28 protein-coding genes, 1 tRNA gene and 2 pseudogenes are annotated in these 25,724 nt (G+C 65.8%); 19 read left to right on the top strand and 12 right to left on the bottom strand.

Annotated elements, in window-relative coordinates; all coding sequences use genetic code 11:
- Positions 1-143: 143 nt before the first annotated feature.
- The 4 genes from Q9K01_RS01530 (at position 144) to Q9K01_RS01545 (ending at position 3,145) form a co-directional block, all read left to right on the top strand.
- The gene (locus tag Q9K01_RS01530) at positions 144-1,217 is read left to right on the top strand and encodes a ribonucleotide-diphosphate reductase subunit beta (protein WP_305928450.1); all 1,074 of its coding nucleotides are present in this window, start codon (positions 144-146) and stop codon (positions 1,215-1,217) included.
- Positions 1,218-1,221: 4 nt separating this feature from the next.
- Entirely contained in the window at positions 1,222-2,352 is a 1,131-nt protein-coding gene (locus Q9K01_RS01535; protein WP_305928451.1) for a hypothetical protein, read from the top strand.
- Positions 2,353-2,424: 72 nt separating this feature from the next.
- Positions 2,425-2,751 (top strand): excalibur calcium-binding domain-containing protein, encoded by a 327-nt coding sequence (locus Q9K01_RS01540; protein WP_305928452.1) that lies wholly within the window; start codon positions 2,425-2,427, stop codon positions 2,749-2,751.
- Between the two features lie 94 nt (positions 2,752-2,845).
- A complete protein-coding gene (locus tag Q9K01_RS01545; RefSeq protein WP_305928453.1) occupies positions 2,846-3,145 on the top strand; it encodes a DUF1294 domain-containing protein in 300 nt (99 codons plus the stop codon).
- A 22-nt stretch (positions 3,146-3,167) separates the two neighbouring features.
- Here Q9K01_RS01545 and Q9K01_RS01550 read toward each other — a convergent pair whose 3' ends face one another.
- Positions 3,168-3,761 (bottom strand): thermonuclease family protein, encoded by a 594-nt coding sequence (locus tag Q9K01_RS01550; RefSeq protein ID WP_305928454.1) that lies wholly within the window; start codon positions 3,759-3,761, stop codon positions 3,168-3,170.
- Positions 3,762-3,888: 127 nt separating this feature from the next.
- Positions 3,889-4,098 carry a hypothetical protein gene (locus tag Q9K01_RS01555; protein WP_305928455.1) on the bottom strand — a complete coding sequence of 70 codons (210 nt, stop codon included), beginning with the start codon at positions 4,096-4,098 and terminating at the stop codon, positions 3,889-3,891.
- A 235-nt stretch (positions 4,099-4,333) separates the two neighbouring features.
- Here Q9K01_RS01555 and Q9K01_RS01560 point away from each other — a divergent pair, with 235 nt between their 5' ends.
- On the top strand, positions 4,334-4,870 hold the full coding sequence (locus tag Q9K01_RS01560; RefSeq protein ID WP_305928456.1) for a helix-turn-helix domain-containing protein: 537 nt from the start codon (positions 4,334-4,336) through the stop codon (positions 4,868-4,870).
- A 37-nt stretch (positions 4,871-4,907) separates the two neighbouring features.
- Here the strand turns inward: Q9K01_RS01560 and Q9K01_RS01565 are convergent, their stop codons facing one another.
- On the bottom strand, positions 4,908-5,546 hold the full coding sequence (locus tag Q9K01_RS01565; RefSeq protein ID WP_305928457.1) for a hypothetical protein: 639 nt from the start codon (positions 5,544-5,546) through the stop codon (positions 4,908-4,910).
- Between the two features lie 126 nt (positions 5,547-5,672).
- Here Q9K01_RS01565 and argB point away from each other — a divergent pair, with 126 nt between their 5' ends.
- From argB to Q9K01_RS01595, 6 genes are all read left to right on the top strand, one after another.
- The gene (gene argB / locus Q9K01_RS01570) at positions 5,673-6,614 is read left to right on the top strand and encodes an acetylglutamate kinase (protein WP_305928458.1); all 942 of its coding nucleotides are present in this window, start codon (positions 5,673-5,675) and stop codon (positions 6,612-6,614) included.
- 102 nt (positions 6,615-6,716) lie between these two features.
- On the top strand, positions 6,717-7,007 hold the full coding sequence (locus Q9K01_RS01575) for a YggT family protein (protein WP_305928459.1): 291 nt from the start codon (positions 6,717-6,719) through the stop codon (positions 7,005-7,007).
- 2 nt (positions 7,008-7,009) lie between these two features.
- A complete protein-coding gene (gene folD, locus Q9K01_RS01580; protein WP_305928460.1) occupies positions 7,010-7,918 on the top strand; it encodes a bifunctional methylenetetrahydrofolate dehydrogenase/methenyltetrahydrofolate cyclohydrolase FolD in 909 nt (302 codons plus the stop codon).
- Complete coding sequence (locus Q9K01_RS01585) at positions 7,915-8,682, top strand: hypothetical protein (protein ID WP_305928461.1); 768 nt, start codon at positions 7,915-7,917, stop codon at positions 8,680-8,682. The genes folD and Q9K01_RS01585 overlap by 4 nt, the downstream gene beginning before the upstream one ends.
- Positions 8,679-9,299, top strand: coding sequence for a MarC family protein (locus Q9K01_RS01590; protein ID WP_305928462.1), 621 nt, complete (start codon positions 8,679-8,681; stop codon positions 9,297-9,299). The genes Q9K01_RS01585 and Q9K01_RS01590 overlap by 4 nt, the downstream gene beginning before the upstream one ends.
- A gap of 63 nt (positions 9,300-9,362) precedes the next feature.
- A complete protein-coding gene (locus Q9K01_RS01595; RefSeq protein ID WP_305928463.1) occupies positions 9,363-10,412 on the top strand; it encodes a serine hydrolase domain-containing protein in 1,050 nt (349 codons plus the stop codon).
- 5 nt (positions 10,413-10,417) lie between these two features.
- Here Q9K01_RS01595 and Q9K01_RS01600 read toward each other — a convergent pair whose 3' ends face one another.
- Complete coding sequence (locus Q9K01_RS01600; protein ID WP_305928464.1) at positions 10,418-11,023, bottom strand: LON peptidase substrate-binding domain-containing protein; 606 nt, start codon at positions 11,021-11,023, stop codon at positions 10,418-10,420.
- Between the two features lie 14 nt (positions 11,024-11,037).
- On the bottom strand, positions 11,038-11,952 hold the full coding sequence (locus tag Q9K01_RS01605) for a tetratricopeptide repeat protein (RefSeq protein WP_305928465.1): 915 nt from the start codon (positions 11,950-11,952) through the stop codon (positions 11,038-11,040).
- A gap of 184 nt (positions 11,953-12,136) precedes the next feature.
- Between Q9K01_RS01605 and Q9K01_RS01610 the strand changes: the two genes are divergently transcribed.
- A tRNA-Gly gene (locus Q9K01_RS01610) sits at positions 12,137-12,211 on the top strand.
- A gap of 80 nt (positions 12,212-12,291) precedes the next feature.
- Here the strand turns inward: Q9K01_RS01610 and Q9K01_RS01615 are convergent.
- The 7 genes from Q9K01_RS01615 to Q9K01_RS01645 form a co-directional block, all read right to left on the bottom strand.
- Entirely contained in the window at positions 12,292-13,473 is a 1,182-nt protein-coding gene (locus tag Q9K01_RS01615) for a saccharopine dehydrogenase family protein (RefSeq protein ID WP_305928466.1), read from the bottom strand.
- Positions 13,474-13,606: 133 nt separating this feature from the next.
- Positions 13,607-14,161 (bottom strand): dCTP deaminase, encoded by a 555-nt coding sequence (dcd, locus tag Q9K01_RS01620; protein WP_305928467.1) that lies wholly within the window; start codon positions 14,159-14,161, stop codon positions 13,607-13,609.
- Between the two features lie 57 nt (positions 14,162-14,218).
- Complete coding sequence (locus Q9K01_RS01625; RefSeq protein ID WP_305928468.1) at positions 14,219-14,746, bottom strand: hypothetical protein; 528 nt, start codon at positions 14,744-14,746, stop codon at positions 14,219-14,221.
- A 59-nt stretch (positions 14,747-14,805) separates the two neighbouring features.
- Positions 14,806-17,952, bottom strand: coding sequence for a bifunctional proline dehydrogenase/L-glutamate gamma-semialdehyde dehydrogenase PutA (gene putA / locus Q9K01_RS01630; RefSeq protein WP_305928469.1), 3,147 nt, complete (start codon positions 17,950-17,952; stop codon positions 14,806-14,808).
- A gap of 77 nt (positions 17,953-18,029) precedes the next feature.
- Positions 18,030-19,556, bottom strand: a complete 1,527-nt coding sequence (gene glpD / locus Q9K01_RS01635; RefSeq protein ID WP_305928470.1) for a glycerol-3-phosphate dehydrogenase — start codon at positions 19,554-19,556, stop codon at positions 18,030-18,032.
- Entirely contained in the window at positions 19,516-20,397 is an 882-nt protein-coding gene (mtnP, locus tag Q9K01_RS01640; RefSeq protein WP_305928471.1) for an S-methyl-5'-thioadenosine phosphorylase, read from the bottom strand. The genes glpD and mtnP overlap by 41 nt, the downstream gene beginning before the upstream one ends.
- A gap of 83 nt (positions 20,398-20,480) precedes the next feature.
- A complete protein-coding gene (locus Q9K01_RS01645; RefSeq protein WP_305928472.1) occupies positions 20,481-22,178 on the bottom strand; it encodes a hypothetical protein in 1,698 nt (565 codons plus the stop codon).
- Between the two features lie 131 nt (positions 22,179-22,309).
- Between Q9K01_RS01645 and Q9K01_RS01650 the strand changes: the two genes are divergently transcribed.
- From Q9K01_RS01650 to Q9K01_RS01675, 7 genes and pseudogenes are all read left to right on the top strand, one after another.
- Positions 22,310-23,800: a helix-turn-helix domain-containing protein gene (locus tag Q9K01_RS01650; RefSeq protein ID WP_305928473.1), complete on the top strand. Its 1,491-nt coding sequence runs from the start codon at positions 22,310-22,312 to the stop codon at positions 23,798-23,800.
- A 184-nt stretch (positions 23,801-23,984) separates the two neighbouring features.
- On the top strand, positions 23,985-24,224 hold the full coding sequence (locus Q9K01_RS01655) for a RebB family R body protein (RefSeq protein ID WP_305928474.1): 240 nt from the start codon (positions 23,985-23,987) through the stop codon (positions 24,222-24,224).
- Positions 24,225-24,319: 95 nt separating this feature from the next.
- Positions 24,320-24,538, top strand: a pseudogene (locus Q9K01_RS15440) (RebB family R body protein); the annotation flags it as partial.
- A gap of 94 nt (positions 24,539-24,632) precedes the next feature.
- A complete protein-coding gene (locus tag Q9K01_RS01660; protein ID WP_305928475.1) occupies positions 24,633-24,839 on the top strand; it encodes a RebB family R body protein in 207 nt (68 codons plus the stop codon).
- A 96-nt stretch (positions 24,840-24,935) separates the two neighbouring features.
- Positions 24,936-25,001 (top strand): annotated as a pseudogene (locus tag Q9K01_RS15510) (hypothetical protein); the annotation flags it as partial.
- A gap of 166 nt (positions 25,002-25,167) precedes the next feature.
- Positions 25,168-25,347, top strand: a complete 180-nt coding sequence (locus tag Q9K01_RS01670) for a hypothetical protein (RefSeq protein ID WP_305928477.1) — start codon at positions 25,168-25,170, stop codon at positions 25,345-25,347.
- A 23-nt stretch (positions 25,348-25,370) separates the two neighbouring features.
- On the top strand, positions 25,371-25,724 hold the full coding sequence (locus tag Q9K01_RS01675) for a hypothetical protein (protein ID WP_305928478.1): 354 nt from the start codon (positions 25,371-25,373) through the stop codon (positions 25,722-25,724).

Below are 25,724 nucleotides of genomic sequence, written 5' to 3' on the forward strand. Positions count from 1 at the left end.
CAGCTTTGCGGGCGCGATGCGAGCCCGGTCACGATTTGTTCGCTTGACCGGGTCTTATCCCCGCCGAATCGAGCAGCTTTGCCTTCGAAAACCCGGCGCTTTTCCCTATATGAGTCGTTCACGCTGATCCGGAGAGACACAAGATGTCGTTGCTCGAAGCCCGCAAGACCTACAAGCCCTTTGAATACCCCTGGGCCTACGACTTCTGGAAACGCCAGCAGCAAATCCACTGGATGCCCGAGGAAGTGCCGCTGGGCGAGGATTGCCGCGACTGGGCGCAAAAGCTCTCCGATCACGAGCGCAACCTGCTCACGCAGATCTTCCGCTTCTTCACCCAGGCCGATATCGAGGTGCAGGATTGCTACCACGAGAAATACGGCCGCGTGTTCAAACCGACCGAGGTCAAGATGATGCTCGCCGCCTTCTCCAACATGGAGACGGTGCACATCGCCGCCTACAGCCACCTGCTCGACACCATCGGCATGCCCGAGAGCGAATACGGCATGTTCCTCGAATATGAGGAGATGAAGGCCAAGGTCGATTATCTCGACCAGTTCGGGGTCGATTCCGACGAGGACATCGCGCGCACGCTCGCCATGTTCGGCGGCTTCACCGAGGGGCTGCAGCTCTTCGCCAGCTTCGCCATGCTGATGAACTTCCCGCGCTTCAACAAGATGAAGGGCATGGGCCAGATCGTCAGCTGGTCGGTGCGCGACGAGAGCCTGCATTGCGAAGGCATCATCAAGCTGTTCCACGCCTTCTGCGAAGAACGCGGCTGCCTGACCAAAGCGGTCAAGGAAGACATCATGGACATGTGCCAGAAGACGGTGCGGCTCGAGGACGCCTTCATCGATCTGGCGTTCGAGCAGGGCCCGGTCCACGGCATGACCGCCAACGAGATCAAGCGCTACATCCGCTACATCGCCGACTGGCGGCTGGGCCAGCTCGGCCTGAAGCCGATCTACATGGTCGAAGACCACCCGCTCCCCTGGCTCGCCCCGCTATTGAACGGCGTCGAGCACGCGAACTTCTTCGAAACCCGCGCCACCGAATATTCCAAGGGCGCGACCACGGGCAATTGGCAGGATGTGTGGTCGAGCTTCGACAAACGCTCCAGCTCGCGCGCCAAGGCCGCGAACGAGGAGGAGGTGAGCACCGACGACGGGCCTGGGCTGTTCGGGGATTCGGGCGGTAGTGCAAGCGTGGCTGCGGAGTGAGGTAGTGTTCCGCGCCAAGACCGTCTTTGTCGTAGGAGCTGGCGCAAGTGCAGAGTTTGGCTTTCCCTTGGGGGCGGCCTTGCTTGATGACATTGCTCGGCGTGTTGATATCTCTTACGAATTTGGCCGCTTGAAGCGTGGTGATTACACCATCGTGGAGGCGCTACGAAATTCGCTTGATGCCAATGCGAACAACCAAAGATATAATGAACATCTACATTCTGCTTCGCAAATAGTTAAATCAAGTAAGCAGGGGCTTTCCATCGACAACGTTCTGGATGCACTTGAGGATGAAAAAGCGGCTCTTGTTGGAAAATTTGGTATAGTCAGGAGCATACTTGCTGCAGAGGAGTCATCCCCCCTCAGTCAGTGGATCGACCACTTCCCTGAACAGATTGATATTTCTAGTTTTTCAAATACTTGGCTCGATGGCCTCACAAAGATTCTAATCGAAGGTCGCAGAAAATCACAGATTGAAAACATATTCGAAAATTTAACGATTATAAACTTCAATTACGATCGAGTGATCGAGCATTACCTTCCGTTCGCCATATCGAATTTTTATGGCTTGAAAACTGAAGCCGTACGAGAGGTAATGTCCCGTCTTCCAATTTATCGGCCATATGGAAAGGCAGGTACTCTTCCGTGGGAAAGGTCAGATGGCGCGGTTAAGTTCGGACATTGCAGTGCAGACGATATGGCGGTTGCCACCAGTCAAATACTAACCTTCACCGAGCAAGTTGAAGATACAAATTTGGTTGACGGAATTCGCGGAGCGGTCAAAGCTGCAGATAGGATAGTTTTCGTTGGCTTCGGATTCCATCGGCAAAATCTAGATTTAATGGCTTGTGCGGCTTCAAAACACGTCGGCATATTCGGAACCTCTTTTGGTATGTCAAAGTCTGATACTATGACCGTATCGGAAGATTTGGAAAAATTGTTCGGATTAGACGAATACCAAACGCATCGCGATCACGACTATACGAAGCTTTACCCGCTCAAATGCAGCGACTTTGTCTCGGAAATCCGGAGGACCCTCACTTCATACGCAAGTGAAGATCCCACTTGGGAGCTTCCAGATTTTTCAGAGCCTCGAACACCAAGTATCCCTTCGCTCTCGTTTGGTAACAGATAGCGCGTGGTATCTTATCTTTCCTACGCGGCCCACCTTTACCCTTAGCTAACTCAACCAGCGCATACTGCGCCCATGAAAGCCGTGCTCGAAATCGGTGGCGCGCTCGTCGTGCTTGCGGTGGTGGGGATCGCCAAATTCGGCCTGCCCGATGTGCCGCTTGGTTTTCTCGGGTCCGACCCCTCGCCGCACCAATACACTTCCCCGGACAACCCCTGGGCCATCGGTGCCGAGCCCGAGACCAGCATCCGCCGGTCGCCAGACAGCGCTTTCGCCTTCCGTAATTGCGCCGAGGCCCGCGCGGCGGGCGCGGCGCCGGTCCGGCGCGGCGAACCCGGCTACGGCGCGCATCTCGACCGCGACAATGACGGCATCGGCTGTGAACCCCATCGCGGACAGTGAGTCCACGCCCGCCCAAAGCTCCGGGATTTACTGGCCTCCAGAGCGTGCAGCGTCAGAAATCAATCGGTAACCGCTCCCCCGCTATCACCCGCCGATGGACCCGCTCGCCCTCCTCACCCCGGCGAACATCGCGACCTATCTCATCGCGAGCAATTTCGTCGCTTTCGCGGCGTTCGGGGTCGACAAGATGTTGGCGGAAGCTGGTGCCCGCCGCATCTCCGAGGCCACGCTGCTCCAGCTTGCCTTCATCGGGGGAACGCCCGGCGCCTATGCGGGCAGGCGGCTGTTTCGCCACAAGACGCGCAAGCAGCCGTTCTCCAGCAATCTCCACACCATCGCCATGAGCCAGATCGTCGCTGCGGCAGGGCTGGGCACATGGGTCCTGACCGGGTGAGGGCTTTCCGGTTGCGGCCGCTCTAGCACCACTCCAGCCGCGTCCCGCCCCATTCCTCCGCCAGCCCCTCGTCCACAAGCACCGCGCCCAGGCTGGCGCCGTCGCGGGTGACGGTGCGCAGCAGGCGGCCGTAATGGTCGCGGTCGCGTTCGCCGTCCGGTTCCAGCGAAAACGCCCCCTCGTTGAGCAGCGCCAGCATCCGCTGCGTCGCGATTGCGCCCAGTTCGGCCTCGCGCGGGCATTCGGGGCGGCTGACCTCGGGGGTGTCGATATCGGCGATGCGGATCTTCTCGCCGCGGTACCAGATGGTGTCGCCATCGACGACGCAGGTCACCCGCCCGCGGCCCGTGCAGATGTCGAAGCGCGCGGCCTCGCGGTCGGTCGTGCCGGCGGAGGGGCCGGCGGACGGGCCGGCGGAGGGGCCGGCCCCGGAGCGCGCAGGTCCCGAGCGCGCGGGGGAGTCGTCGCCCGCCGCGCCGATCGCGCCGGGCGGTCCGTCCCAGAAGAACACCAGCGCGAACGCGGCGAGCGGCAGCGCGACCAGCAGCGGCGTTCCCGCTCCGCCGGATTTGCGCGGGCGGCGGAAGGGCAGAACGGGGGCGGAAGGGTGCGGCACCGCGCCATCATGCGCACCCGATCCTCACCGAAGGATTAAGCGCGCGACCGCACCCTCGCGAATCCGCCGCGCATAAAAAAAGGCCCCGCCGCAGCGAGGCCTTTCGGTAGTCTGTCGATCGACGATCTTACGGGCTGACGGCTTCGTCTTCCGAATCGGCGATGAAATAGATCGCCGCGACGATCGCGGCGAAGATGGCGACGCCGGCCACGGGCGAAACGCCCCCGACTTCGCTCTCGCCCTCGACGGGCATGCTGGTGCGCGCCTGAGCGGCGGCGAGCGGGGTTGCGGCGACGGCAGCGGCGGCCACTGCGGTCAAGGCGGTACGGATACGCATAGAAAACTCCTTCTGAGGCGGGAGGCTTGGTGCCCTCCGCCCGCTTCTCACGAAGAAAGGCACCATGCAACGCCTAACGCCCGAATTGCAACAGTCGATTTGAAACCGTGTGAATTTCGCAACGTGTGGCGGGTTGGTGGCGGACGTGTGGCGTGGCCGTGGCGGATTCGGGGCGGATTAGGGGCGGCGCCAATTCCATTTTCCTACACGCGCGCAATCTGCTCCATCCCGGGCGATGACGCCTGATCCGACTCCCGCTCCGGGGCCCGCTCCGACTCCCGCGCCGCTGCGCCGCCGCCGGCTGCCCGCCTTCCACCCCGTCCCCGTGGCGCCGCGCGCCGATGGCTGGACGCCGCTGCGGCAGGCGCACTTCATCGGCTTTCTGGCGCAGACGCGCTCGGTGGCGGCGGCGGCGCGCGCAGCGGGGATGGGCCGCGAATGCGCCTATCGCTTGCGCAAGCGCGCCGGCGCGGCGGGGTTTGCCGCGGCCTGGGATGCGGCGCTGGGAAAGCCACACATCGCCGTCGATCTGGATTCGGCGAAAGCCACAGGTCTGAGCCCCGCCTATCGCTATCGCGCCGGGCTGATCCAGGTCCGGATGGATCACGGGCGCTATTGCGCAAGCTACCGGAAAGAGGACACAAATGCGCTGCTCGAGCATCTGTCGCAGCTCGATCGCGGCATCCGCAGACGGCCGGTTTCGGGCCCGCCGCCGGAGCGCTTACAACCCGCCGCTGTGTCAGACCAAACCGTGACCTTTGCCGGGCGCTAGCGGGGGGCGTTACTCATGCCCCGTTATTCATGCCCGGTTACTCATGCCCCCATGGCGCGGGCGGGGCGGGGATCGGCTGCGACAGGTCGAAGGCGACGCGGAAGTCGCGCGCATTGGCGCCCTCGCGGATCAGCCGATAGGCGAACACCGGCTCCTCTGCTCCCGCCGGATCGACCGCGACCTGCCAGACATTGGTCACCGAAACGTCGAGCCCCTCGCGCTCGAACAGCGCCACGCTCTCGGCATCGACCGGGAACTCCTGCACAAGCGCGGTGCCCGCGCTCGCGGTGTCGCCGCCATACATCGTGACCGCGTCCTCGCTGCCGTCCTCGTGCCGGTGGTCGTGCTTCAACCGCAGGCCATCTGCGGTGCGGGTGATCAGCCAGGTGCGGCTGCGGTCCCAGCTCCCGTCCGCCTGGCGGATGTGGAAGGGGATCGCGATCCGCTCGTCCGAGCACTCGCGGACATGCATCGCCATTTCCATGCCCCGCATGTCGGCGTCGGCTTGCTCGGTGCTGGTCAGGGCGCCGGGATAGGCCTTGCCGCAATGGCTCGACAGCGCCTGCCAGAACGCCTCCTGCGGCGCGGGCTCGGCAGCGGCCCGTTCGGCGGAATGCGCGCAGGCGGCGAGCGCGAGAGAGGAGGCGAGAGCGAAGCAGGAAGCGATGCGGTTCATCGCGACGGCCTGCCACAAGCTCTGCTGTCTGACCAGCCGGGCCGAGTATTTGCGCCCCGGCCCTTTGCGGTTGCTCCGACATTGGCTAAGCGCCTGCCTTGCAGCGACGGGAGCAGGCGGTTTTCCATGAGCGAAGGCGAGACGAACACGACAGGCCTGCACGCCAAGGCGGAAGTGCTGATCGAGGCGCTGCCCTATTTCCAGCGCTATGCCGGGCGCACCTTCGTGGTCAAATACGGCGGCCACGCCATGGGCGACGAAAAGGCCGCGCGCGAATTCGCCAGCGATATCGTGCTGCTCAAAGCGGTCGGGATCAACCCGGTGGTGGTCCATGGCGGCGGTCCGCAGATCGGCGCGATGCTCGAGAAGCTCGGGGTCGAGAGCAGCTTCGTCGACGGGTTGCGGGTCACCGACAAGGCCACCGCCGAGATCGCCGAGATGGTGCTGTCGGGCGCGATCAACAAGCAGCTGGTGGGCTGGATCGCGGGTGCCGGCGGACGGGCCATCGGGCTGTCGGGCAAGGACGGCAACCTCGTCACCGCGACCAAGCTGACCCGCACCCGCAAGGATCCCGGCAGCCTGATCGAACAGGCGCTCGACCTCGGCTTCGTCGGCAGCCCGACGCATGTCGATACGACGGTGATCGACACCGTCAGCGCCAGCGGGATGATCCCGATCGTCGCCCCGATCGGCGCGGGCGAGGACGGCCACACCTACAACATCAACGCCGACACCTTTGCCGGCGCGCTGGCCGCGGCGCTGGGCGCGGCGCGGCTGTTCCTGCTCACCGATGTGGCGGGCGTGCTCGACAAGCAGGGCGCGTTGTTGTCCGATCTCACCCCCGCCGACATCGCGCGCTTGCGTGCGGACGGGACGATCAGCGGCGGGATGATCCCCAAGCTGGAAACCTGCGTCCACGCGGTGGAGGCGGGCTGCGAGGCGGCGGTGGTGCTCGACGGGCGGGTGCCGCATGCCATGCTGCTCGAATTCTTCACCGCCAGCGGCGCGGGCACGCTGATCAGGACCGCGGCCAATGGCGGCGGCGCGGGGCAAGAGGGCAGGACTTGAGACTACCGGACTTGAGACTACCGACTTGAGTCTGGCGCCGATCGTCTCGGCTCGATAGGACGGGCCGCAACTCACAAACGGCCCAAAAACGGACGGAACACGATGCAGGCGCTCTACACGATCTACGAAATCATCGCGATGCTGACCAATGTGCTGGTGATGCTGATCATCATCCAGTTCGTGATCGGCCTGCTGTTCGCCTTCAACGTGGTGAACAGCTCGAACGAATTCCTCGCCAGCTTCTACAATGCGATCAACCGCCTGCTCGAACCGGTGCTGCGCCCGATCCGCAATGTGCTGCCCAGCACCGGGGCGATCGACTTCTCGCCGCTGGTGCTGATCATCCTGCTCAACATCGTGTTGATCATCCTCGGCTCGTTGCTGAGAGGCTGACGATGGCCGCCGAACGGATCGACGGGAAGGCTTTCGCCGCCGGCTTGCGCGAGCGGGTGGGCGCGCAGGCGGCGGAATTCGCGCGCGCTGCCGGGCGCAAGCCTGGGCTCGCGGTGGTGCTGGTGGGCGAGGACCCGGCGAGCCAGGTCTATGTCCGCAGCAAGGGCAAGGCCACGACCGAGGCCGGAATGAACGGCTTCGAGCATCGGCTCGAGGACAGCGTCGGGCAGGACGAATTGCTGGCGCTGGTCGCGGCGCTCAACGCCGACCCGGCGGTGGACGGCATCCTCGTCCAGCTCCCGCTGCCTGCGCATATCGACGAACAGGCGGTGATCGCCGCGATCGATCCCGACAAGGACGTCGACGGCTTCCATGTCATCAGTGCCGGGCGGCTCGCGGTCGGGCAGGAGGGCTTCGTCCCCTGTACCCCGCTGGGCTGCATGATGCTGCTCACCGACCGGCTCGGCGATCTGTCGGGGCTGGAAGCGGTGGTGATCGGCCGCTCCAACATCGTCGGCAAGCCGATGGCGCAGCTCCTGCTCGATGCCAATGCCACCGTCACCATCGCGCACAGCCGCACGAAGGACCTGCCCGATGTGGTGCGCCGCGCGGATATCGTGGTCGCTGCGGTGGGCCGCCCCGAGATGGTCAAGGCGGACTGGCTCAAGCCCGGGGCGACGGTGATCGACGTCGGGATCAACCGCCTGCCCCCCGGCGTGAGCGAGGGCGGGGGCGAGACCAAGGGGCGGCTGGTCGGCGATGTCGACTACGCCGGTGCGGGCGAGGTTGCGGGCGCGATCACTCCGGTGCCCGGCGGGGTCGGGCCGATGACGATCGCGGTGCTGCTGCGCAACACGCTGGTCGCCGCTTACCGCAACGAGGGGCTCGACCTGCCCGAGGGCACGCTGTGATCCGCGTCGCGGGCCTCGTCCTCTGCCTGACGCTCGCCGCTTGCGCCGGTTCGCCCCCGGTGCGCTATTCCGAGGGCTTCATGCGCGACGTCCGCAACACCGCCAATCCCAGCGACGTGGTCGCCACCGAAATCGCCTTCGCACGCGCGGCGCGAGAGGACGGGCAATGGACCGCCTTCCGCCGCTTCCTCGCCGATGGCGGGGTGATTCACGGACGCAACGGCGTGATCGACGCGGCGGGCTTCCTCGCCACGCAGAGCGATCCGCCGGTTCCGGTCCAGTGGACGCCGCTGGCGGTCTGGTCGAGCTGCGACGGGCAACTCGCGGTCAGCCAGGGCAAATTCGCCGAACCCGGTGGCAGCTGGGGTTATTACGTCACCGTGTGGGAACGCCAGCGCGATGGGACCTATCGCTGGACCTACGATATGGGCGCGCCCGACACGGCACTGACGCAGCGCGAGAACCGCGACCGCGAGCCCCAGACGGAGGACGAGTCCGTGATCGTCGTCCAGGCTATCCCGATGATCCAGGGCGAGGTGGCGGATTGCCGCACCGCCGACGCACCGCCGGCTGACCCTGCATGGTCCGATGCCCCCGGCGCAGCCTCGGGCGGCGGCATCTCGCGCGACGGGACCCTGACCTGGCGCTGGCAGCAGCGCGCCGACGGTCGACGCCTGTTCGCGGCGCAGCATTGGCGCGGCGGACAATGGCAGCCTGCGCTCGACTTCGCGGTCACCGCCGATGGCAGGTTCGACCCGCAATGAACGAACTCTTCGTATCTGCCTTCATCACGCTGTTCGTGGTGATCGATCCGCCGGGATGCGCGCCGATCTATGCCGGGCTGACCAAGGGCGCGAGCGCGGCCGAGCGGCGCAACATGGCGATCCGCGCGAGCGTGATCGCGCTGGCGATCCTGCTCGGTTTTGCGCTGTTCGGCGAACAATTGCTCGGCGCGCTGCATATCCAGCTCGACAGTTTCCGCATCGCCGGCGGCTTCATGCTGTTCTGGATCGCCTTCGAGATGGTGTTCGAGAAGCGCACCCAGCGGCGCGAGGAACGCGCGGAAAAGATCGCCGCCTCCGAAGTCGAGGATGTCTCGGTCTTCCCGATGGCGATGCCGATGCTCGCGGGTCCCGGAGCGATCGCGGCGATCATGCTGCTGATGAACGAAGCGGACGATCTCAACGATCAGCTGATGGTTCTGGGGGCGCTGGCGACGGTTCTGGTGATCACCATGGTGGCGCTGGTCGCCGCCGGACCGCTGATGCGGCTGTTCGGAGACCGCGTCGAGGCGGTCGTCACCCGGCTGCTCGGTGTGCTCCTCGCGGCACTGGCGGCGCAATATGTGATCGACGGACTGAAGGGCAGCTTCGGGATTTAACGCATTCCCGGTCCATTCAGGCTTCCTCTCCTAGAGCTGCGCAACCCGTGGGAGTTTGTGCTTATGGTCCGTCTCGTTCTCCTGGGCATGGCGATCGCTTTGGGACTGCCTCTTCAGCCGGCGCTGGCCCAGCCTCTGGAACGTCTCGACCCCGCTGAATTGGAACGCGCCATCGGCGCGGGCAGGCTGGGCAGGATCGTCGCTCTCGCCGCAGAGCAGGGAGGCAAGACGGTCTATCGCAAGCGATTCGACGAAGGTCGGTTGGGAGATCCGGTCGACATCCGCTCCGCCGGCAAATCGATCACCGCGCTCGCGGTGGGAGCCGCGATCGCGGATGGGCATCTGGCGGGAACGGATGTCGCGGTCTGGCCCTATCTCGGGCACAAGCGCGGGGAGCCTTTCGACTCCATCACCGTCGCGGATTTGTTGGGCATGTCCTCGGCGCTCGATTGCAACGACTGGGATCGCAAGTCGCCCGGGCAGGAAGAGAAGATGTACCGCACGCGCGCTTGGCGCGAATTCGTACTGGCGCTTCCTTCGAGAGCATATTCGCGGGACGAGCACGGTAGCGGTCCCTTCTCCTATTGTACCGCCGGAGTGTTCCTGCTCGGCCAGGTTGTGGAACAGGCGACGCAAGAAGCCTTCGATGGCTATGTTCAGCGTCGCCTCTTCGATCCGCTGGCCATCACGGGCGTCGTCTGGCGGCGTTCGCGCAGTGGCGAAGTCCAGTCGGGCGGGCAATTGACGATCGGGGACGACGCGCTGCTCCGCCTCGGTCGGCTCGTCCTCGAGAGGGGCGAGAGCAACGGCGAACGCATTCTCCCCGCGAACTGGATCGATACCATTCTGACGCCGCGGCACCGCATGGGAGAACATGTGTATTACGGCGATTTGTGGTGGTTCACACCGATTCCGACACCGGAAGGCTATGCCGGTGCGTGGATGATGAAGGGCAATGGAGGCAACATCGTCGCCATCGTGCCCGATTACGATGCGGTGCTCGTGGTGCAGGCCAGGAATTACAACGAGGACAGTGCCGAGCGGAACGCATTCGTGGCGCTGGCATCCATGCTATCCGCGATGGAACCGCGGACCGATCGCTCGCAGGACTGATCGCCTCACTGCAAGGTCACCTTGTCGTCGCCGCCATCGCGCAGCGCGAAGAACTGCATCAGCTGGATCAGCAGTTCGCAGCGCTCGGAGAGATTGTCCGCCTCGAGCAGCGCCTGCTTGGCGGCGACGTCGAACGGCGCGATCTGCGACACCCCGTTGATCAGCGCTTCGTCGTCGAGCCGTTCGACCGAATCCCAGTCGACGCTGTAGCCCTGAATGTCGGCGAAGCGGCGCGCCTCCTGCTCGAAGCCGGCGCGCTCGACGCTGGAAAGATAGGCATCGCGGGCATCGACGATCGGCTCGCCCTCGACCTGGCGAAAAGGTGTGGCGACATCGAGCTCGTGGAGCAGCCGGAAGCGGCTCTCGCCTTCGAGGATGAGATTGTAGCGTCCGTCGTCGAGCGCCTCGACCTCGCCGATCTTGCCGATGCAGCCGACCGAATAGAGCGGCGAACGGTCACCGCCGCGCAAGGGCTGGATCAGCGCGATCCGCCGGTCGCGCGCCAGCGCATCGCTGGTCATCGCGCGATAGCGTTCCTCGAAAATATGCAGCGGCAGTTGCAGACCCGGGAACAGGATCGCACCGGGAAGCGGGAAGATGGACAGCCGCATGCGCGCCGCTTCGCTCAGCCGAACAGCAGGCGCGAGAGTCGGCGACGGGTGGCGACCACCCACGGATCTTCCAGACCCACCGCCTCGAAGATCTGCAGCAGCTTGGCCCGCGCTGCGCCTTCGTTCCACTCGCGATCGGCTTCGATCATGGCGAGCAGCTCGTCCGCGGCGGCATCGCGCTGGCCGGCGGCGAAAGCGGCTTCGGCATAGGCGAGCCGGTCTTCCATCGCGCCGCCCTCAGCCTTCTCGCGCAGTGCGGCGAGCTCGCCTTCGTCGGGGGCATTGGCGGCCAGTTCGAGCGCGGTCTTGGCAGCGCCGAGCTGGGCATCCTCGACCAGCGCGGGGTTCTGTTCGGCGGCGGTCAAAGCGAGGCGGGCTTCGTCGAGCCTCCCGGCTTCCACCAGTGCGCGGACCAGTCCGGCCTGCGCTGCGCCATTGTCGGGCGCCATCTCGACGACCTGCGCAAAGATGCCCGCCGCACGCTCGGCATCGCCATCGGCCAGCACCTGCTCGCCCATGGCAACGAATTGCGCCACGTCCTGCTGCTGCTTTGCTGCAGGATCGCCTGCGCCCTCGCCCAGCGGCAGCTTCTCCAGAAGCTGATCGAGCATCTGCTTGAGCTGGCTCTCGCCGCGCGCGTTCGTCAGATCGGCGACCGGCTGGCCCTGGAACATCGCATAGACCGTGGGGATCGAGCGGACCTGGAACTGGCTGGCGATGAACTGTTCCTCATCGACATTGACCTTGGCCAGCACCACCCCCTTGTCGGCATATTCGCCCGCGACCTTCTCGAGCACCGGGGTCAGCGCCTTGCACGGCCCGCACCATTCGGCCCAGAAGTCGAGGATGACGAGTTTCGACATCGAGGGTTCGACCACTTCGGTGCGGAACCGGTCGACTGCCTTTTGTTCGTCGATGCTCAGAGCCATGCTCGCCACGTGCGCGTCCTTTCGAAAAGCGGGAATTTCCTGCGCCCCATGTGGGGCCTCGCGCGCCAATGTGAAGCCCGCAGGAAGGAAGGGCAAGGACGCGATTTTTGCCTTGCGCGGGTGGGGCACCGCTGCTAATCGCGCGCCTCCCACCGACGGTTCGACCGTTCGGAAGCGTCAGTGAGCGGGCGTAGCTCAGGGGTAGAGCACAACCTTGCCAAGGTTGGGGTCGGGCGTTCGAATCGCCTCGCCCGCTCCATCGACTAGCCGGAGACCAGCCCGATCCGGGTGTGGTCCGGCCCCGGTCCGGGACCGAACCCGGGACCGAACCTACCCGGTTCAGCTTTCCACAGCGAAACTCAGCGCGGCACGGCTCTCGAGCCGTTCGACCAGCTTCTTGCCCAGGAACGAGCCCGCCGTTCCGATGCCACCTTCGCCGGGGTTCTCGAGCAGCGCCATGCCGGTTTCCGCGATCATCCGGCTGGTCGAGCCATAGCCCGGATCGTAGCGGCCCTTCACCCCGTAGCGGATCGAGGATCCGTCGGGGAAATCGCCGACCAGCAACACGTCGTAGGAGCCGTTCTCGCGTTCCTCGGGCGTCGGGCCCTCGCCGGGCTTGGGCGGCTTGGCGCCGAACGGGTTCTTGAGCAGCTCGAGCATCGCGTCGGCGGCCTTCTTGCCCGCTTCGCCCGGGCTGGTCAGCACCATCTCGTCGTAGCGGAAATCCTCGCCATAGCGGTGGCCGAGCAGGAAATTGGTGCGGTGGACGTTCTTGGTGTTGATCGCGGCCATCACGAAGGGCGCGGCCCATTTGCCCAGGTCCTCCTCGTAATGCGGCACCATGCCCGAAGGCTGGTCGGGCCCTTCGAAACCCGGGGTGAGCGCGAAGGGCGAGCGCAGCAGGCCGATGATCTTCGGATTGGTCGCGGCGGCCTTCATCGTCGCGGTCAGGCTCGCCGCGGTGCCGCCCGAGAAGGTCCCGTTCATCGACCGCACCCGCCCGCGGATCCGCGGCGCGGGCGAGCCGCGGGTCGCCAGCGCATGCTCCTGCAGCATCAGCACGCCCAGATCGAAAGGGATCGAATCGAAACCCGAGGAGAAGCAGATCCGCGCCCCGCTGGTCCTGGCGGCCTCGTGGTGGAGGTCGATCTGCTCGCGCATCCAGGCGGGCTCGCCGCACAGATCGGCATAGTCGGTGCCGGTCTTCACGCAGGCCGCGACCAGCGCGTCGCCATGGATCTGATAGGGTCCGACCGTGGTGAGCACGACCCTGGCCCGCTCGCACATGGCGATCAGCTCGCCCTCGTTCTCGGCATCGGCGACGATCAGCGGGGTCGAGGCAGGCGCGCCGATCTCGTCGCGCACCTCTTCCAGCTTGGACAGGCTGCGGCCCGCCATCGCCCATTTCGGCGCCTCGGGGCCGGTGCCATATTCGCGCACGAAATGCTCTGCCACCAGCCGCCCGGTGTAGCCGGTGGCTCCATAGACGATGATGTCGAACTCGGCGGTGCTCTTGGTCATGGCGTTCTCCCGTTGCGCGCAGAATGCGCGCGCCGGGAGGCGCTGTCAAAGCCGCAGCGTCACGGCGGGTTTGCCGGAGCTTGGCCTAAACTTTGCCTAAACTTTGGCCGCGAGCCTGTCCCGGGGCCCAGGCCTACAGCTTGGGCAGGGTCACCCCGCGCTGGCCCATATATTTGCCGGCGCGATCCTTGTAGCTGGTCTCGCAGCGCTCGTTGCCCTGCAGGAACAGGAATTGGCACGCGCCCTCGTTGGCGTAGATCTTGGCGGGGAGCGGGGTGGTGTTGGAAAACTCCAGCGTGACGTGTCCCTCCCAGCCCGGCTCGAGCGGGGTGACGTTGACGATGATCCCGCAGCGCGCATAGGTCGATTTGCCCAGGCAGATCACCAGCACGTCCTCGGGCACGCGGAAATACTCGACCGTGCGGGCGAGCGCGAAACTGTTGGGCGGGATCACGCAGACATCGGTCTTGCGATCGACGAAGCTGTTGGCGGCGAAATCCTTGGGATCGACCACGGCCGAATCGACATTGGTGAAGATCTTGAACTCGTCCGCCACCCGCGCGTCGTAGCCGTAGGAGCTCAGCCCGTAGGAGATGCAGCCGTCGCGCCGCTGCGCCTCGGTGAAGGGTTCGATCATGCCCTCGGCCTGTGCCTTGGAGCGGATCCATTTGTCGGAGAGAATCGCCATGCGCCGGACGATCCTTCACCCGGCTGCGGCGCGCAAGCCTCGGACCCGGGCTTATCCCTAGTCGATCTGCGGCGCGCGCAGCTGCGGGTTCCGACCGGTGATGTGATTGAGCCATTTCTTGGGGCGGCGCAGCATGTCCTCGGGGTAGGTCACCCGCACCCCGACGATCTGCGCGATCGCGCCGACGAAATGGATGCAATTGCGCGTGGCGAGGTCGTAATATTTCCCCGGCGCATCGCGCCAGCGCGCCACTTCCTTGCGGATCGCCCAATATTTCGCATCGTCGATCACGACGGTGAAATGCCGGTTGGTCCGGTCGATCCATTTGTCCTTCTCGACCATCACGATATGCTCGACCGGACCCGCCAGCACGGCGGGCGAGGCGCTCTTGGCGGAAAAGCCGTAATTCTCCTTGATCGGTGTCCCGTCCGCGAGTTCGCCTTCCATCGACACGAAGGCGTGAGGATAGCGCCCGAACAGCACCGAGCCGTCGAAACTGTGGAAGGTCACCCGGACTTCCGCCGAGGCGGCGGCGGCCCAGAAGAAGGCGGTGAGCGCGAGTGCGAGTTGAAGAAGGCGTCCCATGGCGAGCCCCCTAACCCACAGCCGCTCGAAGCTTCAATGAAAACTCCCGCTCACCCGCCTCATCCGGCGAGCAGAGTGGCATTGCCCCCCGCCGCGGTGGTGTCGATGCAGACGACGCGCTCGGTCGCGAACCGCGCGACATAGTTCGGTCCGCCCGCCTTGGGTCCGGTTCCCGACAGGCCTTCGCCGCCGAAGGGTTGGCTTTCCACCACCGCGCCGATCTGGTTGCGGTTGACGTAGAAATTGCCCACCCGGGCGCGCGCCTCGACGAACTGGCGCGTCGTCTCGATCCGGCTGTGGAGGCCGAGCGTCAGTCCGTAACCGGTGGCGTTGATGTCATCCACGACCTTCTCCAGTTCCTTCGCCTTGAACCGGGCGACGTGGAGGACGGGGCCGAAATTCTCGCGGCGCAGGTCCGAGATCGATTCCAGTTCGATGATGGTCGGAGCGACGAAACAGCCATTGGCCACGCCGCGCGGCAGCTTGCGGCGCCACACGGTGCGCCCGTTCTTGCGCCGGCGCGCCACATGGCGTTCGAGCGCGGCCTTGGCATCGGGATCGATCACCGGGCCGACATCGGTGGCGAGATCGCCCGGATCGCCGATTACCAGCGCCTCGAAGGCGCCGCGGATCATCGCCACCATCTCGTCGAAGACCTCGTCCTGGATGTAGAGCATCCGCAGCGCCGAGCAGCGCTGGCCGGCGCTCTGGAACGCCGAGGCGACCACGTCGCGAGTCACCTGTTCGGGGAGCGCCGAGCTGTCGACGATCATCGCGTTCTGCCCGCCGGTTTCGGCGATGAAGGTGGCGATGGGTCCGTCGCGCGCGGCCAGCGAGCGGTTGATCGCATGCGCGGTCTCGGTCGATCCGGTGAAGGAGACGCCCGCTATGCGCGGGTCGGAGGTGATGAACTGGCCGACCTCGCCGGCGCCGGGAAGCAGCTGGAACACCTCGCGCGGGATGCCCGCGCGGTGGCACAGCTTCACCGCCAGCGCGGCGATCAGCGGGGTCTGTTCGGCGGGCTTGGCGACCACGCTGTTGCCCGCGGCAAGCGCGGCGGCGGCGGGGCCGATGAAGATCGCGAGCGGGAAGTTCCACGGCGAGATCGTGGCGAAGACGCCGCGCCCGGCCATCGTCAGGCGATTCTCTTCCCCGGTCGGGCCGGGCAGGGCGAAGGAACCCGAGAACAGCCGCCGCGCCTCTCCGGCGTAGAAGCGCAGGAAATCGACCGCCTCGCGCAGTTCCAGCACCGCATCGGGCAGGGTCTTGCCCGCTTCGCGCTGGCACAGCGAGAGGAACTCGTCGGTGTGTTCTTCGAACAGGTCCGCCGCTTCCTCGAGCAGCAGCGCGCGCTTCTCGCCGCCCAGCGCATTCCAGCCCGGCTGGACCGCATCGGCGATCCGGATCGCCTGTTCGACCTCTTCGGGCAGCGTGTCGCGCCGCGTGCCGACCTCGATGGTGAGATCGTGCGGCTTGGTGATCGGCGCGACCTCGCCCTCCTGATCCTCGAACAGGAAGGTGGGCTCGGCATGCCAGCGGCGGGCACGCAATTTGTCGAGCCGCTCGATCAGCGGTTCGCGCACCAGCGGATCGCCCAGATCGACCCCGGCGCTGTTGCTGCGATTGGGGAAGATGTCGCCAGGCAGGGGAATCTCGGGATTGCGCTTGGTCTCGAGCGACGCGAGTTCGGCGACCGGATCGGTCGCGAGGTCGGCGGCGGGTACGCCGGCATCGGCCATGCGGTTGACGAAGCTGGAATTGGCGCCGTTCTCGAGCAGGCGGCGCACCAGATAGGCGAGCAAATCCTTGTGGCTGCCGACCGGCGCGTAGATCCTCACCGGAGTCCGGGCGTTGCCCTCATGCTTGGCGAGCGCGCCGTAGACGTCCTCGCCCATGCCATGCAGGCGCTGGAATTCGTAGCCGCTCTCGCGCGACTGGCTCTGCGCGAGCGCCTTGACCGCGCCGATCGTATAGGCGTTGTGGGTGGCGAAGGCCGGGTAGATCGCCTCGCCCGCCGCCAGCAGACGCTCGACGCAGGCGAGATAGGAGACATCGGTGGCGACCTTGCGGGTGAAGACCGGGAAGTCCTTGTAGCCGCCCACCTGGCTCAGCTTGATCTCGGTGTCCCAATAGGCGCCCTTGACCAGCCGGACGAACAGCTGGCGATTGTGGCGGCGCGCGAGCTTGGCGGTCCAGTCGCACAGCGGCACGGCGCGCTTCTGATAGGCCTGGATCGCGAGGCCGAAGCCGGTCCAGCCGCGCGCGGTGCCGTTGGCGAACAGCGTGTCGTCGGCGACCAGCGCCTCGAGGATATCGAGCGAAAGTTCGAGCCGCTCGGCTTCCTCGGCATCGATCGTGAAATGGATATCGGCATCGCGCGCCTTGCCGGCGAGATCGCGCAGGATCGGCACCAGCGCCTCCACCGCCGCCTCGCGGTGGAAGAAGTCGTATTTGGGATAGAGCGCGGAGAGCTTGACCGAGATCCCCGGCGAGCCGTGGACGCCCGCGCCGGCTTCGCTCGCCAGCCGCTCGATCGCGCCCTCGTAGGCGATCCGATAGCGTTCGGCATCGGCGTAGGTCATCGCCGCCTCGCCCAGCATGTCGAAACTGTGGGTCAGCCCGCGCGCCCGTTCGGGCGCCGCCCGCTTGAGCGCTTCGTTGATGGTCCGCCCGAACACGAACTGCCCGCCCAGGATCCGCATCGCCTGCAGGGTCGCCTGGCGGATCACCGGTTCGCCCAGCCGGTTCATGGTGTTCTTGAAGGTGCGCGCCATACCGCGCTGCTGTTCCAGTGGCCGTTCGAGCACCTCGCCCGTCAGCATCAGCGAGAAGGTCGCGGCGTTGACGAAGGTCGAACTCGAGGCGCCGACATGTTCGGACCAGTCGATATCGCCGATCTTGTCGCGGATCAGCGCATCGGCGGTGCGACCGTCGGGTACGCGCAGCAGCGCTTCCGCCAGACACATCAGCGCAATGCCTTCTTCGGTGGCCAGACCGAACTGGTGCAGGAAGGCGTCGAGACCGCTCGCCTTCTGGCGCCGCGCTCCTTCGACCAGCGTGATCGCCAGCGCCTGCGCCTCGTTGTGGAGGGCAGCGACCGGGCGCGCCTGCGCCAGCCGCTCGGCGATGCAATCCGCTTCCTCCTGGCGATAGGCGAGGCGCACGGAGTGGCGGTCGAGAAGGCTATTGGGGTCGTTGCGGGCCATAGGGAGGAGACTCGGGGGTTCGATTTGCGACGTCGGTTGCGATAACGGGCGGCCCTTGGACCCGCTCGCACGGGCGATCAAGCGAAGTCGCCGCCCTGCTCGTTCAACCAATCCGCGACGCGCCGTTCCGTTTCCGCAGGGAGGTGCAGTCCGAGCTTGCTGCGACGCCAGAGGATGTCCTGCGGGGTGCGCGCGAATTCCTCTTCCACGAGGTAGCGCAGCTCGGATTCGTAGAGATCGCCGCCGAAATGATCGCCCAGCCGGTCGAGCCCGTCGGCGGTGCCGACGACCTTGTCGATACGGGTGCCGTAGGCCCGCGCCAGCCGCAGCAGCATTTCCGGTGGCATCCACGAAAAGCGTTCGCCGGCGCGCCACAGGAAGGCCGCGAAATCCTCCATCTCGCCGCCCGGCAGCGGTGCGGTGCGGGTCCATTTAGGGCCCATGGGAAGCTGCGGCGCCAGCCGGCCCAGCGCATGTTCGGCCAGCTTGCGGAAGGTGGTGATCTTGCCGCCATAGACCGACAGGATCGGTGCGCCGCCCTGCGTGTCGAGCTCGAACGCATAGTCGCGGGTGACGGTCGAATTGCGGGCGGAATTGTCTTCGTAGAGCGGGCGCACGCCGGCATAGGTGGCGACGATTTCGTCCTCGGCGATGCCGCTGCGGAAATACTCGCCGGCGGCTTCCCGAAGATAGCGCACCTCCTCTGGAGAGATCGTCACGCTGTCGAGTTCGCCTTCGAACAGTTGATCCGTGGTCCCGATCAGCGTGAAGTCGCGCTCGTAGGGGATCGCGAAGACCACCCGCCCGTCGCCGTTCTGGAAGATGTAGGCGTGCTGGCCGGGATATTTGCGCGGGACGATGATGTGGCTGCCCTTGACCAGCCGCAACCTGGCGGGCGGGCCTTGCCCGAGCGCTTTTCGCGCCACCTCGTCGACCCAGGGCCCCGCCGCATTGGCGAGCGCGCGCGCCTCGACGGTGCGCTCGGTGCCGTCGCGGCTGCGCAGGGTCGCTCGCCAGTGAGTTGGGTGGCGTTCGAGCGCCACGCATTCGGTGCGCACGAGGATTTCCGCGCCGCGATCGCGCGCATCCATCGCGCACAGCACCACCAGCCGCGCATCCTCGACCCAGCAGTCCGAATATTCGAACCCGCGCCTAAGCCGGTCCTGCAGCACGCCGCGGTGCGGCGGCTTCGTCAGATCCACCCTGCGGCTGCCCGGCAGGCTGCGCCGCCCGCCGATCGTGTCGTAGAGCGCCAGCCCGATCCGCAACATCCAGGCGGGGCGCAGCCCTTTGTCGTGCGGCAGCACGAAGCGCAGCGGCCAGATGATGTGCGGTGCGGCCTTCAGCAGCACCTCGCGTTCGCGCAGCGCTTCGGCGACCAGCCGGAATTCGTATTGCTCGAGATAGCGCAGGCCGCCATGGATCAGCTTGGTGCTCGCCGAGGAGGTGTGCGAGGCGAGATCTTCCTTCTCGCACAAAGTGACCGACAGTCCGCGCCCGGCGGCGTCGCGGGCGATGCCCACCCCGTTGATGCCGCCGCCTATGACCAGCAGATCCTGCAAATCAGCCCCGGTCCTGCGCGAACAACCGCCCGGCGACGGCATCGAGTTTGGTCATCAGCCCGCGGTCGCGCTGCTCGGGCGCGGTGATGACCGCGAAATCGAGCGCGCGGTCGATCGGCGAGGACTCGCGCCGCGGCGGGAGTGAACGGATCAGTTCCTCGACCGCCCGGCGCGCGAGATCGCCGTTTGCTGCCATCTGCGCGAGGATCGCACCGACGTCGACCGCCGCCTCGCCGTCGCGCCAGCTGTCCCAATCCGTTACCATAGCCAATAGCGCGTAGGGCAGCTCGGCTTCGCGCGCGAGCTTGGCTTCGGGCATGCCGGTCATCCCGATCACCTGCGCGCCCCACTGGCGGTAGAGCTTGCTCTCCGCGCGGGTCGAGAATTGCGGGCCCTCCATCGCCAGATAGGTGGCGCCGCGGTGCGGCTCGCCGCCGGCCTGCGCGACCGCTGCGGCGGTGAGCTCCGTCAGCCGCTCGCACACCGGATCGCCCATCGCGACATGCGCGACGAAGCCGTTGTCGAAGAAGGTCGAGGGGCGGCCTTTGGTGTTGTCGATGAACTGGTCGACCAGGACGAAGCTGCCCGGCGGCAGATCCTCGCTGAGCGAGCCGACCGCGGAGATCGCGAGGATATCGGTGCAGCCTGCGCGTTTGAGCGCGTCGATATTCGCGCGCGCGTTGAGCCGGCCGGGAAGCACGCGGTGCCCGCGGCCATGGCGCGGCATGAAGCGGACCTGGACATGGCCGATCCGCCCGCAGAGGATCTCGTCCGAGGGTTCGCCCCAGGTCGACTGGACCGCGATCCACTGCTCGTCCTCCAGCGCCTCGATGGCGTAGAGACCCGAACCGCCGATAATGCCGATGACCCACTCGTCGCTCACTGCAATCCCCGTTCGCCGATAGTGCAGGGACGGGGGTTAGCGGCTTATTGCGCCGCTGCAAGCGCAGGCAGGACTGCGCCCGCCTATTGCCGCACCTTCATCAGCATGTCGGTGAGCGAACGCGCGGTCCGGCGCAACATCCCGCGCATCGCGAACTCGACCACATGCGCCGCCCTGGTCTGATACTCGAGGATCAGATCGCGCAGGCTGAGCACCGGAAAGCCCCAGATGAAGCTGATCAGCGGGCGGACTCGAACCCGCTTCGCGACGATTTCGATCACCAGCGGCTCGTAGGGTCCGAAGGGTTCGATGATTTCCACATTGGCGGCGAACAGCAGCAGTCTGCCGGGATGGCTGTCGTCCATCTGGAACAGCGCGCCGGGCTGCGGGTCGACGAAAGGAGCGAGCAGCGGCTTGACCAGTTCGATCGCCGTGGCCGGGTCGGTCGCGCGATCGGTGTAATAGAGCCCGATCGTCACCTTGCCGACCGGCTCGAGCTTGGCCCCGCGGGCGTGCTCGTATTGGGCATGCAGCGCCGCGGCGAGGCTTCCACCGATCGCCATCTGCAGTTCGAGTTCGCTCTGCTGGTCGAAGATCGAGTCCGCGTAGAGCGCACGGATCAGCGCGTCGATCGCCTCGCGCTGGGTTGCGATCAGCGCCGCCCGGCCCGCGACATGCGCCTGCAGCCGGTCCGACAGCCACTGACCGAAGCCGATCGCATCGGCCATCGGCGTGGCATCGACCGACAGCCTGAAACGGGCGAGGGCGTTGTGTTGGGAAAGCGCTTCGGCCTGGGGCATCCATTCGACGAGATATTCGGCAAATTGGGCGGCGAGCAGCGGCTCGAGCTCCATCTCGTAGGCGGTCGCAAACTGATCGAGCAGCTCGATCAGTACGTAGTGCAGCGGCTGTCGCGCCGGGGCAAGCTGGCTTGCGGCGAAGGCGGCAACTGGCTGGGCGGCGATCTGCAGAATGCCGTTGGGGATGCGCTCGTAGGCATGGAGAATCGCGATCGCGGCGCCGTCTCTCGCCATGAGTTCGGCGAGTCGCTCGATCCGCTTGTGCGCCTTGGCCTGCGCGCGCGGTTCGCCGGCGAAGAACTCGCGCACCATGGTGAGATATTCGTCGATGTAATAGGCAAAGCCGGGGATCGGCATGCCGTCGGTCGGGCGGATGATATCCTGCGCCAGCTGGACCCATTGCTCGCGGCATTCGATAGTGTCGCGGCGCGGCATTCCCACATCGATCAGCTCGGCCTTGCAGCTCCGGCTGAACGGCGCCTCCTCGTCTTCCAGATCGCGCTGGGTTGAAGGCGTCTCGGGCAGTGATCCGGGATCGGGGGCGGCATCGGCGAAGGGATCGGCCGCGATGCCGATCGGCAGCGGCAGATGGATGAGCTGCGCCGCATTGGCGTTGAGCAGCGAGTAGAATTCGGCCTTCTTGCGCATCAGCGCGACAAGCAGCCGGTTCGAGACTTTGCGATAGACCGCGTACCATTCGTCGGCGGGCAGGTCGGGATCGATCAGCACCTGGCTGTCCCAGTCGTTCGCGCCATCCTGAGGTCGGCCGAACAGATAGGCCAGCGCCCGCCCGCCTTTGAGGAAGAAGCGGACATGGGGCTGCACATCCGGGTTCATCACGACCTGCTCGAGATCGATCATCGCATGCGCCAGCCAGTCGGTCAGCCATTGCTGCCGGTTGAGCGTTGCGGTGAGCGCGCCGCTGGCATTTGCCACCTGATCGTCGGTGAGCTGGTGCCGGGAGCGAACACGATAGCTCACCAGCAGGCGCTGGAGATAGAAGCGCTCGATAATGTAGAAGGCCTGGACGCTCGCATCACCGCGATCTGCCGGGCACGCTCGAGGCTTTGGCCTGCGCTCTGGTTTCGCACGCCCGACTGCAGTCGCTCGATATGCACCTGAATGAAATCGGATCGCTGACGGTCGAGCGGCAGGCGCGCGAACCTGTCTCACGCTGGCAAGCGCCCTCCGAAGCGTCCGCGACCGCAGCCACGGTCACGAGCAACTCGGAGCTCGATCACGAAATCTCCTACGCCGGACGAAAGCTTGGCCGGATGCGCGCGCGCACGACGGGAGCGCGTGCGACCACCGGCCCGTATCCCGACCTGCTTCCGCAATTCGCGCGCCAATGCGGTCGGCTGGTCATGCGCGACCGGCTCGAGAAATGGTCGCTGGGGCGGTTGGGTCAGCCTCTAAGGCTGATCGGGCTGAGCGGCGCGATGCGCGATCTCGACCGTTTCGTCGAGATCGCGTCCGCCAGTCCGCTCCCGGTCCTGCTGCACGGCGAATTCGGGACCGAGAAACTTGCGGCGGCGGCGGCAATCCATTGCAGCGGACCGCGACCTGAAAAGCCCTTCGTTGCGGTGGACTGCAGCGATCCGGACGCCGCGCCTGCGGACTGGCTGGACAGGTCCAAGGGGGGAACGCTCTACCTGTCGGCGATCGACCGGCTTTCGTCGCCGCTGCAATCGGCACTGCCGCGCCATCTGCCATCGCGGCTGGCGCTCTGGCCGCACACCGCAAGTCAGCGGGCTCCGCGGATCATCGCATCGACCACGCTGGATTTGGCCCCGCTCGTGGCCGACGGCCGGTTTTCGCGCGAGCTGGCCATCGAGCTTTCGGTCCTCGAAGCAAGGCTGCCGCCCATCCGCGAACGCACCGGCGACATCGCCGCACTGATGCGCGATACGATCGCCCGGCTGGGCTACGACGCGGACGAAAAGATCACACAAGACCTTCTGAGCGCCTGCCTCGCCTACGACTGGCCGGAGAATTGCGCCGAGTTCGAGCGCCTGCTGGCACGCCTGGCGACGATGACCGGCGCGGCGCCGATCGACGCCGCTGCTATTCGCCGCCACGCTCCCCTGCTTGCCAAGGGACAGAGCGAGCCGCCGGGCACGATCTCGATCTGGACGCCGCCCAGGACCACGCTCCTCGATCGATGGGCCCTGCGTGCCATCGATCCCGACGAGGATTTCGCCGAGCTCGATGATACCTTGGCGAAAGCGCTCAGGCATATGGGCAAGCGCTTCGAGGAGACGATCGACCTCGCCGAGCTTGCGGCGATCGGCGGGGTCGCGCCCCTGCGGATGAGCGAGCTGTTCCGCTCCGCCATCGGAGTTTCGTTCAAGAAGCTGCTGCGCCAGATCCGCATTCTCGCCGCTTGCGAGCGGTTGGCGAGCCAGCCGGCGCTCTCGATCACGCAACTCGCCTTCGAGGTCGGCTTCGGGGACCTGAGCTATTTCGAACGCAGTTTTCGCAGCGCGATGGGCGAGACCCCGCGTCAGTTTCGCCAGCGCCGCCGACTCGGCAAGCAGGCTGCGCCTCGGCCGCTTTTGTCCGACTCGGGTCGATATTCGTCCGAACTGCGGTGGGAGGCCTGATTGTCGGCCTGAATTCGCTTCTTGCGCCGCATTAGACGCTAGACGAGACGGATTTCCGCCGCATTGGCCCGCGATCGCAGCGCCGCTTTCGTCCAAGTATTGCCGCGAGCCGGGGCGCATTCTCCTTCCAGCTCGACTCGCTTGGCAGACGGGCGATGCGACCCAGCTTCAGAAAGGGGATGAAATGGCTTTTCCAACTCATGTGAACGACCAGATTACCGACTCGGTCACCCAGGCGAACGTCAAGGTTCTGGGCGACGCGCCGGCAATCGCGATGGGCAATCTCTACCAGGCGACCTCGCAGGCTCTGGCGAATGCCGCACACAATGCGACCGTCGCGCAGCAGCAGATGAATGTGGCGGCGCAGGCCGCGACTACCGCCGGGGTGGCGCTGCTCTACGCGATCCAGACCGGCAAGAAGTGATCCCGGGCGCAATCCCGCCCCAGCGATGGAGACGAAACCCAGTGTGAACCCGCGGCCCCGCCCCGACGTGCGCCGCACAGCAAAGGAAGCAGACAATGGCATTTCCCAGCCACGTGAACAGCCAGGTCACCGATTCAATCACCGAGGTCAACACGCTGGTGCTCGGGGATTACCCGTCGATGGCCACCGGCAACATGTTCATCGCCACCAGCCAGGCGCTGGCCAACACCGCGCACAACGCGACCAACCAGCAGAACCAAGGTTTCCTCACCTTTCAGGCTTCGACCGCACAAGGCGTGTCGACTCTTTATGCGCTCAATATCGCCTCCACCGCACCGCGACCGTCGAGATCGCCCGGCGCGGACTGCTCTAGCGGAGCAATTCCGCGCGCGCGGTTGAGAATCGCCGATGGCTGCGCTCAGCGGAATCGCACCGGTCGCCGCGCTGACCATCGGCGAAGCGCCGTCGGCGGCGATGGCGATGACCTATCTGGCGATGACCAACAGCATCGGTCACGCCATGGAAAACGCCGTCGCCGCCCAGCATCGCGGCCAGCTGATGGCAGAAGCCGCGACCTTCAAGGTGCTCGCAATGGTTCTGAAAAACGGAGCGTAAGAAATGCCCAATCAATATGTGAACGATCAAATCGTCGAATCCGTTGCGAACGTGGTCACGCTCAATGTTGGCCAGGCTCCCTCGCAATCCTCCGCGATGCTCGATGTCGCGATGGCCGAGACGATCGGCATGACCATGTACAATGCGGTCAGTCGACAGCAATCGTCGAGTACGGTGGGATCGGCGGCAGTCACTACGGCTTGCGCCAAGATGTTGCAAACTCCGTTTCCGATCATCCATCTCCGGCCGCCCATTCCCCCCGCCCGACCACGGCGTCGAGCCGCTTCCCCACGACGAAAGCATCGCCAGTGTCGATGCCCGCGCCACCATGGCGATCGACGAGCTCACCGGGATCGCACGGGCGAGCGACGCCGCCGCGGCGACCGCGACACTCAAGGCGCTCGCCGACCATATCGCCGATGCGATCAAGTCGCTGCAGGGGGGCAACACGCCGCGGCCCAGTCCGCCTTCGCCTCCAAGCCCGCCCCCTTCTCCCAGTCCCGCCTAGAGCAGATGTAGGAAAGCCCAGCCATGACCCAGGTCAACCCGCTCATCACCGACGTCATTACCCAGACGCAGCGCGCCACGCTCACCAAGGGCCCGATCCAAGCCAGCGGCCAGGGCAAGGCCTATCAATCGGTGGCGCAATCGACCGCGATCGCGGTGCAGGACGCCACCGACGCGCTGCGCATTGTCACCACCGTGGCGAGCACCGCCGCCGGGGTCGCGCTGGCGCAGATCCTCGCGACCGGCAATGCGAAGCAATACCAGCCCGCGCTCGACACCGCGAAAGCCATGGTCACCACCGCGATCGAGGGTTTCGCCGCGGTCGGCGAGGCTGCGGGCAAGGTGCTGAGCTCCTTCCCCTCGGGCCCCTCCAGCTAA

Origin of the sequence: Qipengyuania benthica (assembly GCF_030717865.1) — a bacterium.
GTDB lineage: Bacteria > Pseudomonadota > Alphaproteobacteria > Sphingomonadales > Sphingomonadaceae > Qipengyuania > Qipengyuania benthica.

Excerpts from the sequence above, each read along its gene's own strand:
- Q9K01_RS01530 (WP_305928450.1), top strand. The coding sequence starts at position 144 with ATGTCGTTGCTCGAAGCCCGCAAGACCTACAAGCCCTTTGAATACCCC.
- Q9K01_RS01540 (WP_305928452.1), top strand. The coding sequence starts at position 2,425 with ATGAAAGCCGTGCTCGAAATCGGTGGCGCGCTCGTCGTGCTTGCGGTG.
- Q9K01_RS01545 (WP_305928453.1), top strand. The coding sequence starts at position 2,846 with ATGGACCCGCTCGCCCTCCTCACCCCGGCGAACATCGCGACCTATCTC.
- Q9K01_RS01555 (WP_305928455.1), bottom strand. The coding sequence starts at position 4,098 with ATGCGTATCCGTACCGCCTTGACCGCAGTGGCCGCCGCTGCCGTCGCC.
- Q9K01_RS01560 (WP_305928456.1), top strand. The coding sequence starts at position 4,334 with ATGACGCCTGATCCGACTCCCGCTCCGGGGCCCGCTCCGACTCCCGCG.
- Q9K01_RS01565 (WP_305928457.1), bottom strand. The coding sequence starts at position 5,546 with ATGAACCGCATCGCTTCCTGCTTCGCTCTCGCCTCCTCTCTCGCGCTC.
- argB (WP_305928458.1), top strand. The coding sequence starts at position 5,673 with ATGAGCGAAGGCGAGACGAACACGACAGGCCTGCACGCCAAGGCGGAA.
- Q9K01_RS01575 (WP_305928459.1), top strand. The coding sequence starts at position 6,717 with ATGCAGGCGCTCTACACGATCTACGAAATCATCGCGATGCTGACCAAT.
- folD (WP_305928460.1), top strand. The coding sequence starts at position 7,010 with ATGGCCGCCGAACGGATCGACGGGAAGGCTTTCGCCGCCGGCTTGCGC.
- Q9K01_RS01590 (WP_305928462.1), top strand. The coding sequence starts at position 8,679 with ATGAACGAACTCTTCGTATCTGCCTTCATCACGCTGTTCGTGGTGATC.
- Q9K01_RS01595 (WP_305928463.1), top strand. The coding sequence starts at position 9,363 with ATGGTCCGTCTCGTTCTCCTGGGCATGGCGATCGCTTTGGGACTGCCT.
- Q9K01_RS01600 (WP_305928464.1), bottom strand. The coding sequence starts at position 11,023 with ATGCGGCTGTCCATCTTCCCGCTTCCCGGTGCGATCCTGTTCCCGGGT.
- Q9K01_RS01605 (WP_305928465.1), bottom strand. The coding sequence starts at position 11,952 with ATGGCTCTGAGCATCGACGAACAAAAGGCAGTCGACCGGTTCCGCACC.
- Q9K01_RS01615 (WP_305928466.1), bottom strand. The coding sequence starts at position 13,473 with ATGACCAAGAGCACCGCCGAGTTCGACATCATCGTCTATGGAGCCACC.
- dcd (WP_305928467.1), bottom strand. The coding sequence starts at position 14,161 with ATGGCGATTCTCTCCGACAAATGGATCCGCTCCAAGGCACAGGCCGAG.
- Q9K01_RS01625 (WP_305928468.1), bottom strand. The coding sequence starts at position 14,746 with ATGGGACGCCTTCTTCAACTCGCACTCGCGCTCACCGCCTTCTTCTGG.
- putA (WP_305928469.1), bottom strand. The coding sequence starts at position 17,952 with ATGGCCCGCAACGACCCCAATAGCCTTCTCGACCGCCACTCCGTGCGC.
- glpD (WP_305928470.1), bottom strand. The coding sequence starts at position 19,556 with ATGCCGTCGCCGGGCGGTTGTTCGCGCAGGACCGGGGCTGATTTGCAG.
- Q9K01_RS01650 (WP_305928473.1), top strand. The coding sequence starts at position 22,310 with ATGCACCTGAATGAAATCGGATCGCTGACGGTCGAGCGGCAGGCGCGC.
- Q9K01_RS01655 (WP_305928474.1), top strand. The coding sequence starts at position 23,985 with ATGGCTTTTCCAACTCATGTGAACGACCAGATTACCGACTCGGTCACC.
- Q9K01_RS01660 (WP_305928475.1), top strand. The coding sequence starts at position 24,633 with ATGGCTGCGCTCAGCGGAATCGCACCGGTCGCCGCGCTGACCATCGGC.
- Q9K01_RS01670 (WP_305928477.1), top strand. The coding sequence starts at position 25,168 with ATGGCGATCGACGAGCTCACCGGGATCGCACGGGCGAGCGACGCCGCC.
- Q9K01_RS01675 (WP_305928478.1), top strand. The coding sequence starts at position 25,371 with ATGACCCAGGTCAACCCGCTCATCACCGACGTCATTACCCAGACGCAG.